The organism is Flavobacterium flavipallidum, from assembly GCF_038289905.1.
Lineage (GTDB): Bacteria > Bacteroidota > Bacteroidia > Flavobacteriales > Flavobacteriaceae > Flavobacterium > Flavobacterium flavipallidum.
The window spans coordinates 26,557-42,210 of sequence record NZ_JBBYHU010000011.1; the positions used below are offsets into that span (position 1 = coordinate 26,557).

Below are 15,654 nucleotides of genomic sequence, written 5' to 3' on the forward strand. Positions count from 1 at the left end.
CCTTTAAGTTATGAATGAATCATCATTGCATTTTATTGATTATTTAATTATTGTTTTATCTCTTGTTATTACTTTTTGGTTTGGAGTCCGATTCTCAAAAAAGAATACCAATACGGAACAATATTTTGCAGCAGGAGGAAATATTCCTGCATGGGCTGTTGGAATGTCCATATTTGCTACTTTAATAAGTAGTGTAACATTTTTGGCTTATCCTGGAGAAGGTTATAAATCCAATTGGATTCTTCTTATTCAGGGGTTTATGGTGCCTGTTGTTTTGTTATTTTCTATACGTTTTATTGTGCCTTTGTATAGAAATGTTATAGGTTTAAGTGCTTATGAATATTTCGAAAAAAGGTTTGGATACCTGGCTAGAGTCTATGGCTCGCTAGGCTTTATTTTTGCTCATTTTTCTAAAATGGGTTCAGTATTATTTCTTTTGGCTTTAGCCTTGTCTTCAATGACGGGAGTGGATACTTTAACTATAATTTGGATAATTGGAATTGCCATTGTTTTTATAACTCTCTTTGGAGGAATGGAAGCTGTAATTTGGTTAGATGTTATTCAGGGCTTTTTATTGATCTTAGGAGGAATCGTTGCTATTGCAGTTATTCTTTTAAAAACGGATGGCGGATTAGGAGCTATTGTAGATTATGCAGTAGCAAATGATAAAATAGGATTTGGACCTTATGATTTGGATTTTGTGAATCTTACTTTTTGTGTGATGGCTATCAATGGTATTTTTTATGCTATTCAAAAATATGGAGCTGATCAAACCATAGTGCAGCGATATCTTACCGCAAAATCAGATAAAGATGCTATAAAAGCCTCGATTTTAGGTATAGGGATTACGGTTCCTGTATGGATTGCATTTATGTTTATAGGTACGGCATTGTTTTCTTTTTATGGTTTGCATCCTGAGATTGCTTTGCCCGAAGGAATAAAATCAGATGCGGTGTTTCCTCACTTTATAACAACTCAACTGCCTCCAGGCTTAATAGGTTTGATTTTATCAGCATTAATAGCTGCGGCTATTTCCAGTTTGGATGCTGATTTGAACTGTCTAGCGGCTGTAGGTGTGGATGATTATTATAAAAGATTAAACCCTAATAGTTCAGGATTGCAACAACTTCGAATGGGGAAAATTTTGGTTGTAGTAGCTGGTTTGGCAGCTATTTTAATTGCCAGTTTTTATGTTTATGCTGGTGAAAATGATGGGATCTTGTCTACGGTATTTATGTTGTATGCTATCTTTTCAGGTGGAATTGCAGGGATGCTTTTGTTAGGCTTGTTTGTAAATCGGGCAAATAAAAAAGGATTGAGCGTAGGAATTGTGGCTTGTATTTTGTTTACAGGATATGCTGTCTTGACTTCCACTACAACAGGATCAGGTGATCAAAAACATCTTATTCTGGATTTTGGAGCATACAACTATACTCATCATCGCTATATGTTAGGTGTTTATAGTCATTTTGTATTGTTTTTTGTGGGATGGATTGCTAGTTATTTTTTTCCTAAAGTAGATGTGCCAAGTCATCTTACCTATTATGGTTACTTAGAGAAAAAAAGAAAAGGATTGGTCTAATTGCTAATTTATTTTAAGATAAGCCTTGGTTGTTTTTTTAAAAGACAATTAAGGCTTTTTTTATAAAATACACTTTTATACCTCTTTACCGTTCAACGACACTTTTTTTCCATTCGTCGACACTAAATACTGGATAATCGAATTAAAAAAGAAGGGCTTTGTTTTATTGAATAATTTAGTTAATAATTTATAAAAAGAACTGCAATGTCCAGATCACTTAATATACTTCTTATAGAAGATGATGCAATAGAAGTTATGAAATTCAACAGGGTTATAAAAACTCTAGAGTATAATCATAAAGTTATTGAAGCCAATAACGGTGAAGTTGCATTGGATATTTTAAAGGTAAAAGAGGTAATACCTGATATTATCGTTTTAGATTTAAATATGCCAAAAATTAATGGAATTGAGTTTCTTGGAATTTTAAAGAAAGACGATTATTTAAAATATATTCCAGCCATCATTTTGACTACTTCAAATAATCATACCGATGTGTTAGAATGTTATAAAATTGGTATTGCAGGTTATGTATTGAAACCTCTTAAATACGAAGATTACACTGATAGAATAAAAAAACTACTGGAATACTGGAGTGTGAATGAATTGATTTCTCAATAAAAAAAAGCTATGTACGGTGTTGTTAATAAATCTATCGAAGATTTAATAATTACCAACTTTGGAAAAGAGAAGTGGGAAAATATTAAGTCTCGTAGCGGTATAGATGTTGATTTTTTTATTAGTAGCGAGGCCTATGATGATTCCATTACTTTTAAATTGGCTCAGGCTGCTGCCGAAGAAATGCAAATGTCAATAGAAGAGGTATTAGTTGCTTTTGGGGAATGGTGGATTGTAAAAACTACTTCTGAAAAATATCCTGGATTAATGAGTGCAGGAGGTGTAAATCTAAAAGAATTTTTGTTAAATTTACCTGTGTTTCATAATAGAGTGATGTTGATTTATCCTAAATTGACTCCGCCTGAATTTAAACTTAGTCATATTGAAGAGAATAGTGTTCATTTACATTATTATTCGGCAAGACAAGGTTTGCAAGAATTTGTCAGAGGGTTATTGCAAGGAATTGGTAAATTGTACAATACTCCTGTTGGTATTGAGTTACTTGAAAATCGGCAACAGGGAAACACACACGATGTTTTTAAAATAAATTGGTAAATCATGCATAAATTGGAATTTAATTTTGGAGAGCTTAGTTTTAATAAATTTTTTCCATTTTTTATTCTAATTGATCCCAATTTATCAATTCAAGGTATAGGTAAAAGTCTAGCCAAAATTGCACCTCAGATTCAAATTACAGATTCTTTTTTCAATCATTTTTCTATCGTAAGGCCTTACCTTGAAGAGTTGTCGTATACTACTTTAGTTGAAAATCAAAATCAGCTTATTATTTTAAAACTTAAGAATGATGAAATTGTACTAAGAGGACAATTAGAATCATTAGATCAAAATTTGCTTTTTGTAGGAACACCTTGGTTTGTTTCAATGGAACAGGTTTTAGATCGTAAACTTACCATACACGATTTTGCCTTGAATGATCCCTTATTGGATTTACTTCATGTATTAAACAATCAAAACAATACTACTCAGGAATTAAAAGAGTCTCTTATCACTATAAAAGAACAAAGTAAAAGACTCGAAAATAAATCAGAAGAATTAAAAAGACTTTCACTAGTAGCCAGTACTAATGAAAATGGCGTACTTTTTACAAAACCAGATGGAACAATATTTTGGTGTAATGAAGCCTATATGAAATTAACTGGTTTTTCTAAAGAAGATGTTATTGGGAAAACGCCTATTGAAGTGGGGCGAACCGAATTTACTGATAGAGAATCATTAAGGACCATGGCTGAACTCTTTTTTGAAGGATCAATTTTTGACCTAGAAATTGTTCATGCTAAAAAAGACGGAACTTATTTTTGGACCAGAACAAAAGGGCAGCCTATTGTAGATAGTTTTGGAAATGTAACGGAATATTTTGCCATAATTGAAGACATAACTTTAAAAAAGCATTACGAAGAAAGTCTCAAAAAAGAAAAAGAAAAATATAGCAGTATTATTGCGAATATGAATTTGGGCTTGGTTGAAGTTGATCAAAATGAGAATATCATTCTGGCTAATAATAGTTTTTGCAAAATGAGTGGCTATACGCAGGAAGAACTCATAGGAAGAAATGCTCCTAAATTATTGAAAATTGATGCCGAAAACAAGGAGTTAAATACTAGAATTGAAAACAGAAAACAAGGAATTTCAGATACCTATGAGCTGAATGTAATTAATAAAAATGGTGAGAAGAGGCATTTGTTAATTAGTGGCGCGCCAAATTATGGAATCAATGGAGAAGTTGTAGGCTCAATAGGAATTCATTTAGATATCACTGATCAAAAAAAGCAAGAAGAACAACTGTATTTACTTTCTTTAATTGCCGAAAAAAACTTAAATGGTGTTTTAGTTTGTGATAAAATAGGAAGAATTGAATGGGCAAATTCCAGCTTTTTAGAAATGACGGGCTATTCATTGAATGAATTAATAGGTCAATATCCAGGTGCTTTATTAAATGGACCTGAAACAAATCCGGAGACTTTAGAATATTTAAAGAATTGTATAATAGAAGGCTTACCTTTTAGTTGTGAAATTAAGCACTATACAAAATATGGTGAAAAACAATGGGTAAGTATTAATGGACAATCATTGTATAATAAAGAAAATGAAATTATTAAATCATTTGCTATAATTGAAAATATTACAAGCAGGAAAGAATTAGAAGAACTGCGTGAAGAATTATTAGAGAGTTTGGCAGTTAGTAATAAAGAACTAGAAGATTACGCACATATTGTTTCTCATGATTTAAAATCGCCTTTGCGTAGTATTCATTCCCTGTTGTCTTGGATTAAAGAGGATAATGATAAAGAGTTTTCTCCGCAAACATTGAGTTATTTTTCTATGATTGAAAACAAAGTTGAGAAAATGGATTATTTGATCGAAGGGATTTTAACTTATGCCAAAATCGATAAAATACACATTACAAATGAAAAAATTGACAGTAATGAAATTATAGAAAATATTATTCAGATTATCGATATTCCGGAAAACGCCCAGGTTGTTATTAATAATAAATTGCCAATTATTAGAGGAGACCGCTTCAGGGTGCAACAATTATTTCAAAATTTAATTAGCAATGCTATTAATCATAATGATAAAGCACAATGTTTGATAGAAATTGATTGCAAAGAATCAAACGAAAATTATATTTTTACAATAAAAGATAATGGTCCTGGAATTTCTAAAGAACAACAGCAAGGGATTTTTACTATTTTTCAGTCTTATTCAAAAGATGAAAAATCTACCGGATTAGGACTATCTATCGTTAAGAAAGTGGTTGAAAGCTATCAGGGAGAAATTTGGATAGAAAGTGAATTGACAAAAGGAACAACGTTTTTTATAAAATTAAATAAGTAGTGTATGGAAATTGTACAGGCTTTTGTAGATGAGAATAAAAAATGGAGCTATCTCCAGGAAAATAAAAAACTAAGAAAACCGTTGGTTTTAGTTTTTGGAAACAGATATTTGTTAGAAAAGGAAGATATGATTGCTGAAATTAGAAAGGAATTTCCTTATGAAGACATCATTTTTGGTTCCAGTTCAGGTGAAATAATGGGGGAGAGTGTCAATGAGAATACCATTTCTGTTACAGCAATAGATTTTGATAAAAGTACTTTTGTAGTTCAAACCGAGAATATTTTAGCACATCACAAAGATGCTGCATTATTAGGAGAAGTATTGTGCAAAAAGATACCAAAAGAGGGGTTGAAACATTTATTTGTGCTTTCAGAAGGGAGTTTTGTTAATGGAAGCGATTTAATCAGAGGATTAGAAAAAGGAATCGAGATTTCAATTACCGGAGGAATGTGTGGTGACGATGCCCGATTTGAAAAAACCATTGCTTCTTATAAAGAAAATCCCAAAGAGGGGGAAGTTGTTTTAATTGGATTATACGGTGAAGATTTAGAAGTTTCATTTGCCAGTTTTGGCGGATGGATACCTTTTGGGCCGGCCCGAGTTATTACAAAATCAGAAGGAAATATTTTACATGAAATTGATGGTCAGCCCGCATTGAATTTATATAAGAACTATTTAGGCGAAAGAGCCAATGAACTTCCGCAAGCATCACTTTTTTATCCGTTAAACGTAACACCTGAAGGTAAAAGCGAACCCACTGTTAGAACCATTTTAGGAATTGATAATGAGAATCAATCCATGATTCTTGCTGGAGATGTGCCTGCCGGTGCTATTGTACAATTGATGATGGCATCAGTTGACGGAATTGCAGACGGAGCCTTAAAAGCAGCCGAAATAGCCATGGGAAAACGAAAAGAATCCCCTCAGTTAGCTATTTTAGTAAGTTGTATTGGTCGAAAATTGGTCATGAATCAAAGAGTTGAAGAAGAAATTGAACAAGTCAAAGAGATCATCGGTAATAATGCAGCAGTAACCGGGTTTTATTCTTATGGTGAAATGGCTCCATTTAATGAAAACACGAGTTGCGAGCTTCACAATCAAACAATGACTCTAACTTTAATTAGCGAATAATGAATTCACTTTTAAAAAGGCAAATAGCAAAACATTTAAAAAACGGAACTGCAGATATGGAAGTTTTCTTAAACGCCATAAGTGATTCGTATCTAAATTATGAAAATCAAATTGCTTTGTTACAAAGAGCAATGCAAATAAGTTCAGATGAACTTTTTGCGGCTAATAACAAATTAAGAGAGGAAGCCACAAGTTTGAAAGAGATTAATAAAAATTTAGAAGATATATTAAACTCCATGAATTTGTCGGTTTTGAAACTTTCTGAACAAAAAGATTTTGATCCTGTTGAATATATAAAAAATCAATCGCTTGAAATTGTTTCAATTAATAAACAACGTGAAATTCTTTTACAAAATTTAGAATTACAAAACCAGGAGCTCAATGAATATGCTCATATGGTTTCTCATGATTTAAAAGCGCCTCTCAGAAATATTGATACGCTTATAAATTGGGTTGTTGATGATAATAAAGATAAATTCTCCGAAGATTGTCTACAGTCACTAAATCTAGTATTGTTTAATGTAGAAAAAATGGATTTACTCATAAAAGGAATTTTAGATTATTCTACCATTGGTAAAGTAGAAACCGAGGACAGACTGGTTGATTTTAATTATCTATTAGATGAGGTCAAACGCATGGTTTTTATCCCAAAAAACATGGAAGTTGCTATAAGTACTGATATGCCTAAAGTATACGGAAACAGTTCCAGATTTAAACAACTTTTTCAAAATTTGATACAAAACGCCATTAACCATAATGACAAAGAGAATGGGTTAATTGAAGTAGGAGTGAAGGAAGCTGAAGCTGAATTTGAATTTTATGTAAAAGATAATGGTAAAGGAATTGCAGAAATTTATCACGATAAAATTTTTAAAATTTTTACAAAACTAGAAAACAATAATAATTCTTCCGGTATAGGCTTGTCTATAGTAAAAAAAATCATTGATTTTTATAAAGGAAAAATTTGGCTGGAAAGTCAGGAAAAAGTAGGTACAACTTTTTATTTCACCTTACCTAAAAAATAATGGAAGAAGCAAATATGAGCTACATTAATGAATTATCAGGAGATAGTGTAGCTTTCAAAAACCGAATCATTTCGATTTTAAAAGCCGAACTTCCTGAAGAAATTAAGCAATATACTGATTATAAAGAACAAGCAAATTATGACCAAATGTATCAAATGGTGCATAAATTAAAACATAAAATTACCGTACTTGGTTTAGAAAAAAGTTATTATATTGCAGAAGAATACGAATTAAATTTAAAGAATAAAACTACAAAATTGCAATCTGAATTTGAAAATATTTTAAAAGTGATGCAAGAATTTGTAATTCAATTATAATAGATGTGCTTATGAATTGCATAATTATTGACGATGAAGAAATGGCCAGAGCAATTATTGCTCAGTTTATAACTAAAAATACTGATTTAGTTATAGACGGTGAGTTTTCAAATGCAATGGGTGCAATCAAATTTTTAAATCAAAATGAAACCGATTTAATTTTTTTAGATATTCATATGCCTGATTTTACAGGTTTTGATTTTATTCAAACAATAAAAAATCCACCAAAAATTATTTTGGTCACTTCAGATAAAAACTTTGCCATCGAAGCATTTGAATACGAATGTATCGTGGATTATTTAGTGAAACCTATTACCCAAGATCGTTTTTTAAAAGCCATTCAAAAGGTATGTACGACTTCAACGACAACCTCAACTTCATTGTCTAAACCTTTAGAAACTAAAGTGCAGACAGAGGATAATAAAAATGAATTTTATATCAACATTGACAGGCGTTTAATCAAAATTGAAATAGCTTCCGTTAATATAGTCGAAGCCAAAGGCGATTATATTCATATAAAAACCGAACATAAGAATTATATTGTTCACTCTACTCTTAAAAAAATTGAAGACAAACTTCCAACAGATTTGTTCCTAAAGGTGCATCGTTCCTATATTATCAATACTAAAAAAATTGTTGATATTGAGGATAATAGCGTTTTGATAGGCAAAGATGTAATTCCAGTAAGTCGTTCTAACCGACCAGAATTAATGAAAAGATTAAATCTTTTATAAAACGTTTCATCATTATATTATTACCATTCGTCTACACTTAATTCGGGATAATCGAATATAAATTTTAAACTCGCTTTCTCATCCTATTTTTGATCTATACAAAAGGAAAAATAGTCATAAAAAGCGTTTGTTACATCAAGAGCAATTTATCATAGTTTTCAAGAGTATTAAAAAAACTACTGAAAACCCAATAATAGCTTATGAGTACAATTTTCTGTAAATGCTCCAGAGTGACCAATTGTGATTCCTTTAGAAAATTTTCCTAATTCAAAAGGAAAAAGTAGTTGTCTAATTAAATTGTTATTAGTTATGAGCTTAGATAAAAAAACAGGAGTAGTTTCGGGTACTTTTAATCCTTTTAATGATGAACATGTTTTGTTGTTTAAAGAAGCTAAAAAACATTGTGATTATTTGATTGTGGCGTTACAAGTAAATCCCGAAATGGAATCTGATCATAATTCGGACTCCTTAAACTTAGCAGAAATATTTCTTAAAATAAAAAACTTTGAAAATGTTGATGAAGTAGTTCCCTATGTTACTGAAAATGGATTAATCAATATTTTTCAAGATTTTAAAGTTGATGTTTACATCGATTTTAATGAAAATGATGAAGAAGATTTTCTAAAAAGGAATTTTTGTTTGAAGCATGGAATTGAGGTGTGTTTTGTCCCAAATCGGCCCACTGAATTGAACAAAAAATCAATGTCAGCTAAATTGAAAACTCAAAAATGTACGGCTGTTATATAAACATGATAAGGTAAAATTCCTTTTTGGTTATTGTTGCTCAAAAGTTAGCTCAAATAATTCATGAATTTTGTTGGAAAATCATTATTCGATTGACTGTAAAACACAACCCCATTTGAAGAGGAGAAATGGAAGTGGAAAATGGGAATAATTGTTATTTGAGTAACGAGAACTTAGATAATAAAGCATTCTCACTGATTAAATTAAATTTTAAAATATATACCACCAAAAACAAATTAATACACACTAACCGCACGACTAATTCAAACCCTAATTAGTAAACAATGCTATCATTGTTATAAGACTGTCTTAACCGGACAGTCTTTTTTTGTTTTAAAATAAATAGTAATAAACAATGATTGTTTTGCTATTGGTTTTAGACTGCAGGTTAAATACAAAGAGCCTATGTTTCATCTACAGTAAATTGCAATTCAACGAAAAACTTCACAAATAGCTTATAGACTTATGATATTTGTATCATCATTAACAACTAAATATTAAAGTTATGGCAATCGAAATCAAATACAACGGTGGTGTTTATGAAATTAAAGGTTTTTTGAATTCTCAAAATAGTGATGCGTTAACTTCCCATTTTGAAACTTTAATGCAACATTCAAAAGGAGTTGTAATCACTTTAAATAAAGTCTTGGATATAGATAATTATGCAGTTAAAAAAATTGTAGAATTGTATCAGCGAGCAATGTCTTCTGATCGTTTATTCTATATTATTGGGAGTGAAAACGCTAAGGTAAACCATCAGTTTGAAGCTTTGAATTCGGGTGAAATATTACTTTAATCACTTTTTGAAGAAAAAACTGTATTCTTAAAAAATAACAATATGAAGATTCTAATTGTAGACGATCAGGAACTAGTACGACTTCTGTTAGAAAAATGTTTGAAAGATATAGGATACGAAGTAACCACTGCTAACAATGTCTTTGATGCACTTGCTCATTATGATACACTTAGAACTCATCTTGTTATTACTGATATTAATATGCCAATGTTGATGGATGTTAATTCAACTGAATTGCCTTTTACTACAAATGACATAGAAGCTGGTTTAGAAATTGTAAAAAGCATAAGAAATATTATAAAACGCGATCACATTAATGAATCTCGAGTGAATACCGATGTAGATTTATTTTAAAAAGATTATAATTAGGAATGGTTGCTGTTGTAAAAAAGTCATTGAGTTTAGAAGTGAAATTAAAACAGATCTAAAAAGTTAATCCGTAAACTAATTATTGAAATATTGGATAAATAAGGCAGATTGCTGCGTATATAAATAAGTTGTTACATTTAGTTAGGAGAAAGGAGGGGTTCTTGCAAGAGAATACCTCCTTTTTTTGTTTGTAATTAATATACAATTTTATGTAAAAATGTTTTTTGTAAAGATTAAAATAATAAATTAGGCACTAAATAGGTTATGTAAATCAGAAAGTTAAATTTGAAGTTGTCAGAATAAAATTAAAATACAATGAAAGACCAAATCAAGAAGTTTTTAAACGAAGAACAAGATCCTAAGGCTATCGAAAAAATCACCTCTAAGCTCAATGACTTATTGATGAAGAATGAGGAAATTGGATATATTGGAGTACAAAAGAAACCCGCTCTTACTGTTTTTCCTGACAGTATCGTTTTGACCAATAAAAGAATCATCATCTGTCAGCCTAAGAATTTAGGACTTTCGATGGATTTTACTGATTATACCTGGGATCAGGTTGAAGGTACTTTTGTAAAAGAAAATATTTTAGGTTCTGAATTTTCTTTTTCGACCAAAACCGATTTGACCGTTTCTATTGATTATATTCCAAAGATTCAAGCCAGAAAGATTTATACTTTTGCCAAAGAACAATTGGATTTATTGAAACAAAATAATTCATCTATAGTTTCTTCAGTCACGGAAGAAGAAGTGGAAGAAATAGAAACAGAAGAAGTGACTAATTTTGCCGAAATCATTCCAGCTTCAGTTCCTGATTTCTCTTTAGAAAAAGAGGAATTTCATAACCCAATTCCGGTGGCTAAGGATAACGGATTAGCAGGACTTACACAGGATGAGTTATTTGAAAAATTACAGAATTACAAGAAATTACTCGATAATGGATTGATACTTCAAGGAGAGTATGATGCTTTCAAGAAAGAGATTTTGAGTTTGATGTAAACTTATTTTAAAATCCGTAATAAGCAAAGCCTTAGGAGGTTATTTTCTAGGGCTTTGTTTTTTTTGGTTTTTAATGTTTTCTCACCATTATTAAAGTGTTAATAAGTAAGTCTTTTTATATAAAAAGTAACAGTATCTTAATTTTTAATCATGGCTAAAGTAATACTGACGGTCTAGTTTTGCATCGTAAAAATTAAAAAACGATGAAAAAAAATTATTTAGTACTATTTCTTTTTTTAATAACACTAATGAGTTATGCACAAAAAGGAGGAGTTATTTCAGGAAAAATTTTAGACGCTGCAGATAAATTTCCTTTGCCGGGAGCAATGGTACAAATTGCAGGTCAAAATAAATACACCATTTCAGATGCTAATGGGCGATATGAATTTTTAAATGTAGTTCCGGGTTCTTATCAAATTGAAATCCGTTATATCGGATATAGTCCGTCAACTGACAATGCAACTGTTGTTGCGGGAAAAAATACAGTTGTTAATTTTAACCTTAAAACAGCCGGAACAGAATTAAACGAAGTTGTTGTTGGAGATGTTTTAAAAGGTCAGGCCAAAGCTTTAAGTCAGCAAAAACACAATAAAAATATTACTAACATAATCTCATCTGATCAGGTGGGGCGTTTTCCGGATGCGAATATCGGAGATGCTTTAAAACGTGTTCCTGGTATCACAATGCAAAATGATCAGGGTGAAGCCCGAAACATCATTATTAGAGGTTTAGCACCATCATTGAACTCTGTAACTTTGAATGGTGACCGTATTCCATCGGCTGAAGGAGATAACCGTAATGTACAAATGGATTTAATTCCGTCTGATATGATTTCGACTATCGAAGTCAATAAAACCTTAACATCTGATATGGATGCCGATGCGATTGGAGGTTCGGTAAATTTAATTACCAGGGCAACTCCAAATGGCGAAAGAATTTCGGCAACTGTGGCAGGTGGCTATTTGCCTATTCGTGAGAAAGCCTCTTATACTGCAGGATTGGTTTATGGAAATCGTTTTTTTAAAAACAAATTCGGAGCTGTAGTTAGTGGTTCATACAATAATGTGGATTATGGTTCAGACAACGTAGAAAATGAATGGACTAAAGATGATTTTGGTAACCAATTTTTACAAGCTGCCGAAATCAGAAAATACGACGTACAACGTATTCGTCGTAGTGCTTCGGTTGCTTTGGACTATAAATTTGATGCAAACAATACGATTTTTGCTAATGCGATTTACAATTGGAGAGACGATAGAGAAAACCGTTTCAGAACGACTTATGATGATATCGAAGCTATTTATGATGGGGAAGATATTATTGGCTTTGAAGGTCGTGTAAAACGTCAGACTAAAGGTGGAGTAGATAACAACCGAAACAAAGGAAGAAGATTAGAAGATCAAAGAGTTCAAAATTATTCCCTTCGTGGAGAACACCTAATCAATTCCAAATTAGACTTAGACTGGTCAGCTAATTATTCAAAAGCCAGAGAATACCGTCCGGGAGAGCGTTATATCGAGTACCGTCAAAAAGGATTAGATATTTTTCAGGATTTTTCAGAAAACAAATTTCCTTTGGTAACTTCAGATGGTGAATCATTAGATAAATTAAAATTTGATTCGGTTACTGAGAATACTGATGATACTTCAGAAAGTGAATTTGGTGCTAAAGTAAATATTCGTATTCCTTTTACTATTATTCCAACTGAAAAAGGAAGGTTAAGAACAGGTCTTAGATTGCGTATGAAAGAGAAAATGAGAAATAATAATTTCTTTACTTACGAATCAATCAATGATGATATGGCTTTATTATCGGATGTTCCAACTAGTTTTTTTGATGGAAAAGGATTTAATCCGGGGGATAAATATGTGCCGGGAACTTTTGCATCAGCTAATTTCTTAGGGAATTTGGATTTAAATAATGCGACTTTATTTGACAAAGAAGCTGACCCAGCCGAATATTTAGCAGTAAATTATAATGCTAAAGAAAATATTTACGCTGCTTACATAAGATGGGATCAGGATTTTAATGATAAATTATCGATGGTTTTAGGTTTCCGTTCAGAAACTACACGCATCGATTACACCGGAAATCGCGTATTAGACGAAGAAGAATTAGAAGGAGAAATCAATACAAAAAATACCTATACGAATGTTTTGCCAAGTATCTCATTGCAATACAATGCTACTGACAATTTAATATTAAGAGCTGCAGCAACTACAGCTTTAGCAAGACCTAATTATTATGCCTTAGCACCGTATGTAAATAATATTGCATCTGATAAGGAAATTACAGCCGGAAATCCGGATTTGAAAGCTACTTATTCCCACAATTATGATTTTATGGCTGAGAATTATTTCAAATCGGTGGGTTTACTTTCAGGAGGTGTTTTTTACAAAAGATTAAATGATTTTATCTACAATTATAGCGATAACCAATACACAGATGCAAAATTTGCTGCTGATTTTCCTAATCAGCTTAACCCAATCCCAACAGGTGAAAACTGGTCATTTGTACAATCCAGAAACGGAAAAAGTGTTGATGTTTACGGATTTGAAGTAGCTTTACAACGCAGGTTGGATTTCTTACCAGGTAAATTCTTAAAAGGTTTCGGAATCTATTTAAATTATACTTATACCAAATCGAAAGCGAAGGGAATAGCTGATGAAGATGGAAACGAAAGAGATAATGTAAGTCTTCCAGGAACTGCACCTCACATGTTTAACGGTTCTTTATCTTGGGAAAACAAACGTTTCTCTGCCAGAGTTTCTACTAACTTTGCAGCCGATTATTTAGATGAATTAGGTGCAGATAGCTATCAGGACAGCTATTATGACAAACAATTTTTCTTAGATGCTAATGCTGCTTTCAAAATCACGCCAAACATTCGTCTTTTTGCGGAAGCAAATAACTTAACGAATCAACCGTTACGTTATTATCAGGGAATTGAATCCAACACCAAACAGGTAGAATACTATCAGGCACGTTTTAATTTTGGATTAAAATTTGATTTTTAGAAACAAATACATTGGATGTAATTATTAAAAACGTCAGTTTCGAGAACCGTTTTTAAAGAAATTTTTCTTGTTCTCGATACGATTTTCTATCGAAAATCACTCGAACTGACGAAAAATTATCATCAAAAATTAATTACACCCAACGGATAACAAATAAATAATTTAAGATAAAGTTGGCAGGATAGTTTTATCCTGTCACTTTTTCGTTTAAAAGAAATAAAATGAAAACTATATATACCATTGTAGCTGTAACAGCAGCATTGACATTAAATTCTTGCGGAAGTTCGTTAGCACCTGTTCGCAAAGATGCTATAAAACCGATTACAGTTACGCAAAAAACAGCCCATGATACCGATGATCCCGCTATTTGGATAAATCCAACAGACGCTGCAAAAAGCATTATTATTGGTACAGATAAAGAAACAGATGGTGGCTTGTTTGCTTTTGATTTGCAGGGAAAAATTTTAAAAAAATCAATTTCTTTACAAAGACCAAACAATGTTGATATCGCTTACGGATTAATAATTAACGGTAAAAAAGTGGATGTTGCCGTAACTACCGAAAGAGAAAATAACAAAATAAGAGTGTTTAGTCTGCCGGATTTAGAACCTATTGATAACGGAGGAATTCCGGTTTTTGAAGGAGAAACAATGCGCGACCCAATGGGAATTGCATTGTATACTCGTCCAAGTGACAAAAAAATATTTGCTGTTGTAGGAAGAAAGAACGGACCTTCTGGAAGTTATTTATGGCAATACGAATTGACCGATGCCGGAAACGGAAATGTGGGCGGTAAAGTCGTTCGTAAATTTGGAAATTACAGTGGCAAAAAAGAAATAGAAGCAATTGCGGTGGATAACGAATTGGGAACTATTATTTATTGTGATGAGCAATTCGGAATCAGGAAATACAAAGCCAATCCGGATGAAAACGATAATGCGGAGTTAGCGCTTTTTGGTCAAAATGATTTCAAGTCCGACCATGAAGGGATTGCTATTTATAAAAAAGAAAATGGTAAAGGTTATATTTTAGTATCCAATCAGCAGGCGAATACCTTTATGGTGTATCCAAGAGAAGGTGTAAATGGGAATCCCAATAGCTATCCGTTACTATCCGAAATTCCAACATCAACCATAGAATGTGATGGAGCTGATGTAACCAGTGTAAACTTAGGAGGAGCATTTCAAAACGGACTTTTTGTTGCGATGAGCAACGGCAGAACTTTTCATTATTATAGCTGGAATAGTATTCAGCAGTTGATTGATGCAGCTAAAAAGTAAGTTGTTTTATCTTTTTGAACTCCTGCAAGGTTTTTAGAACCTTGTAGGTCTGTTTCTATAAATTTAAATACCTACAAAGTCTTTTATAAAAATCAATAGAAATGGCTTTTAAGCCATTTTAAAATTAAAGTTTTCCATAGGCTTTAGCCAAAATCTAAATAAGGATTTGGCTAAAGCCTTTTGTTTTGC

Annotated in this window: 14 protein-coding genes; all 14 read left to right on the forward strand. The window is 31.9% G+C overall.

The features are described 5' to 3' along the window. Nucleotides 1-10: 10 nt before the first annotated feature. Entirely contained in the window at nt 11-1,582 is a 1,572-nt protein-coding gene (locus tag AAEO59_RS07485) for a sodium:solute symporter (protein WP_341700112.1), read from the forward strand. Between the two features lie 204 nt (nt 1,583-1,786). Further along, nucleotides 1,787-2,200, forward strand: coding sequence for a response regulator (locus tag AAEO59_RS07490; protein WP_341700113.1), 414 nt, complete (start codon nt 1,787-1,789; stop codon nt 2,198-2,200). 9 nt (nt 2,201-2,209) lie between these two features. After that, nucleotides 2,210-2,752, forward strand: a complete 543-nt coding sequence (locus tag AAEO59_RS07495) for a heme NO-binding domain-containing protein (RefSeq protein WP_341700114.1) — start codon at nt 2,210-2,212, stop codon at nt 2,750-2,752. A gap of 3 nt (nt 2,753-2,755) precedes the next feature. Continuing rightward, entirely contained in the window at nt 2,756-5,053 is a 2,298-nt protein-coding gene (locus tag AAEO59_RS07500; protein WP_341700115.1) for a PAS domain S-box protein, read from the forward strand. Between the two features lie 3 nt (nt 5,054-5,056). Further along, a complete protein-coding gene (locus tag AAEO59_RS07505; protein ID WP_341700116.1) occupies nt 5,057-6,184 on the forward strand; it encodes an FIST signal transduction protein in 1,128 nt (375 codons plus the stop codon). Then, complete coding sequence (locus AAEO59_RS07510) at nt 6,184-7,209, forward strand: sensor histidine kinase (RefSeq protein ID WP_341700117.1); 1,026 nt, start codon at nt 6,184-6,186, stop codon at nt 7,207-7,209. Before AAEO59_RS07505 ends, AAEO59_RS07510 begins: the two co-directional genes overlap by 1 nt. Beyond that, a complete protein-coding gene (locus tag AAEO59_RS07515; protein WP_341700118.1) occupies nt 7,209-7,526 on the forward strand; it encodes an Hpt domain-containing protein in 318 nt (105 codons plus the stop codon). The genes AAEO59_RS07510 and AAEO59_RS07515 overlap by 1 nt, the downstream gene beginning before the upstream one ends. An 11-nt stretch (nt 7,527-7,537) precedes the next feature. After that, nucleotides 7,538-8,260 (forward strand): LytR/AlgR family response regulator transcription factor, encoded by a 723-nt coding sequence (locus AAEO59_RS07520; protein ID WP_341700119.1) that lies wholly within the window; start codon nt 7,538-7,540, stop codon nt 8,258-8,260. A 309-nt stretch (nt 8,261-8,569) separates the two neighbouring features. Next, the gene (locus AAEO59_RS07525; protein ID WP_341700120.1) at nt 8,570-9,007 is read left to right on the forward strand and encodes a glycerol-3-phosphate cytidylyltransferase; all 438 of its coding nucleotides are present in this window, start codon (nt 8,570-8,572) and stop codon (nt 9,005-9,007) included. Between the two features lie 502 nt (nt 9,008-9,509). After that, nucleotides 9,510-9,800, forward strand: coding sequence for a hypothetical protein (locus AAEO59_RS07530; protein ID WP_341700121.1), 291 nt, complete (start codon nt 9,510-9,512; stop codon nt 9,798-9,800). A gap of 42 nt (nt 9,801-9,842) precedes the next feature. Then, on the forward strand, nt 9,843-10,154 hold the full coding sequence (locus tag AAEO59_RS07535; RefSeq protein WP_341700122.1) for a response regulator: 312 nt from the start codon (nt 9,843-9,845) through the stop codon (nt 10,152-10,154). A 330-nt stretch (nt 10,155-10,484) separates the two neighbouring features. Then, on the forward strand, nt 10,485-11,168 hold the full coding sequence (locus AAEO59_RS07540) for a PH domain-containing protein (protein WP_341700123.1): 684 nt from the start codon (nt 10,485-10,487) through the stop codon (nt 11,166-11,168). A 203-nt stretch (nt 11,169-11,371) separates the two neighbouring features. Next, a complete protein-coding gene (locus AAEO59_RS07545; RefSeq protein ID WP_341700124.1) occupies nt 11,372-14,185 on the forward strand; it encodes a TonB-dependent receptor in 2,814 nt (937 codons plus the stop codon). 221 nt (nt 14,186-14,406) lie between these two features. Further along, the gene (locus AAEO59_RS07550) at nt 14,407-15,465 is read left to right on the forward strand and encodes a phytase (RefSeq protein ID WP_341700125.1); all 1,059 of its coding nucleotides are present in this window, start codon (nt 14,407-14,409) and stop codon (nt 15,463-15,465) included. Nucleotides 15,466-15,654 lie beyond the last annotated feature (189 nt).

Bases quoted from the DNA above. Each gene is read 5' to 3' on its own strand.
- AAEO59_RS07540 (WP_341700123.1), top strand. From the start codon at position 10,485: ATGAAAGACCAAATCAAGAAGTTTTTAAACGAAGAACAAGATCCTAAG.
- AAEO59_RS07530 (WP_341700121.1), top strand. From the start codon at position 9,510: ATGGCAATCGAAATCAAATACAACGGTGGTGTTTATGAAATTAAAGGT.
- AAEO59_RS07490 (WP_341700113.1), top strand. From the start codon at position 1,787: ATGTCCAGATCACTTAATATACTTCTTATAGAAGATGATGCAATAGAA.
- AAEO59_RS07495 (WP_341700114.1), top strand. From the start codon at position 2,210: ATGTACGGTGTTGTTAATAAATCTATCGAAGATTTAATAATTACCAAC.
- AAEO59_RS07510 (WP_341700117.1), top strand. From the start codon at position 6,184: ATGAATTCACTTTTAAAAAGGCAAATAGCAAAACATTTAAAAAACGGA.
- AAEO59_RS07515 (WP_341700118.1), top strand. From the start codon at position 7,209: ATGGAAGAAGCAAATATGAGCTACATTAATGAATTATCAGGAGATAGT.
- AAEO59_RS07500 (WP_341700115.1), top strand. From the start codon at position 2,756: ATGCATAAATTGGAATTTAATTTTGGAGAGCTTAGTTTTAATAAATTT.
- AAEO59_RS07550 (WP_341700125.1), top strand. From the start codon at position 14,407: ATGAAAACTATATATACCATTGTAGCTGTAACAGCAGCATTGACATTA.
- AAEO59_RS07505 (WP_341700116.1), top strand. From the start codon at position 5,057: ATGGAAATTGTACAGGCTTTTGTAGATGAGAATAAAAAATGGAGCTAT.
- AAEO59_RS07545 (WP_341700124.1), top strand. From the start codon at position 11,372: ATGAAAAAAAATTATTTAGTACTATTTCTTTTTTTAATAACACTAATG.
- AAEO59_RS07535 (WP_341700122.1), top strand. From the start codon at position 9,843: ATGAAGATTCTAATTGTAGACGATCAGGAACTAGTACGACTTCTGTTA.
- AAEO59_RS07520 (WP_341700119.1), top strand. From the start codon at position 7,538: ATGAATTGCATAATTATTGACGATGAAGAAATGGCCAGAGCAATTATT.
- AAEO59_RS07525 (WP_341700120.1), top strand. From the start codon at position 8,570: ATGAGCTTAGATAAAAAAACAGGAGTAGTTTCGGGTACTTTTAATCCT.
- AAEO59_RS07485 (WP_341700112.1), top strand. From the start codon at position 11: ATGAATGAATCATCATTGCATTTTATTGATTATTTAATTATTGTTTTA.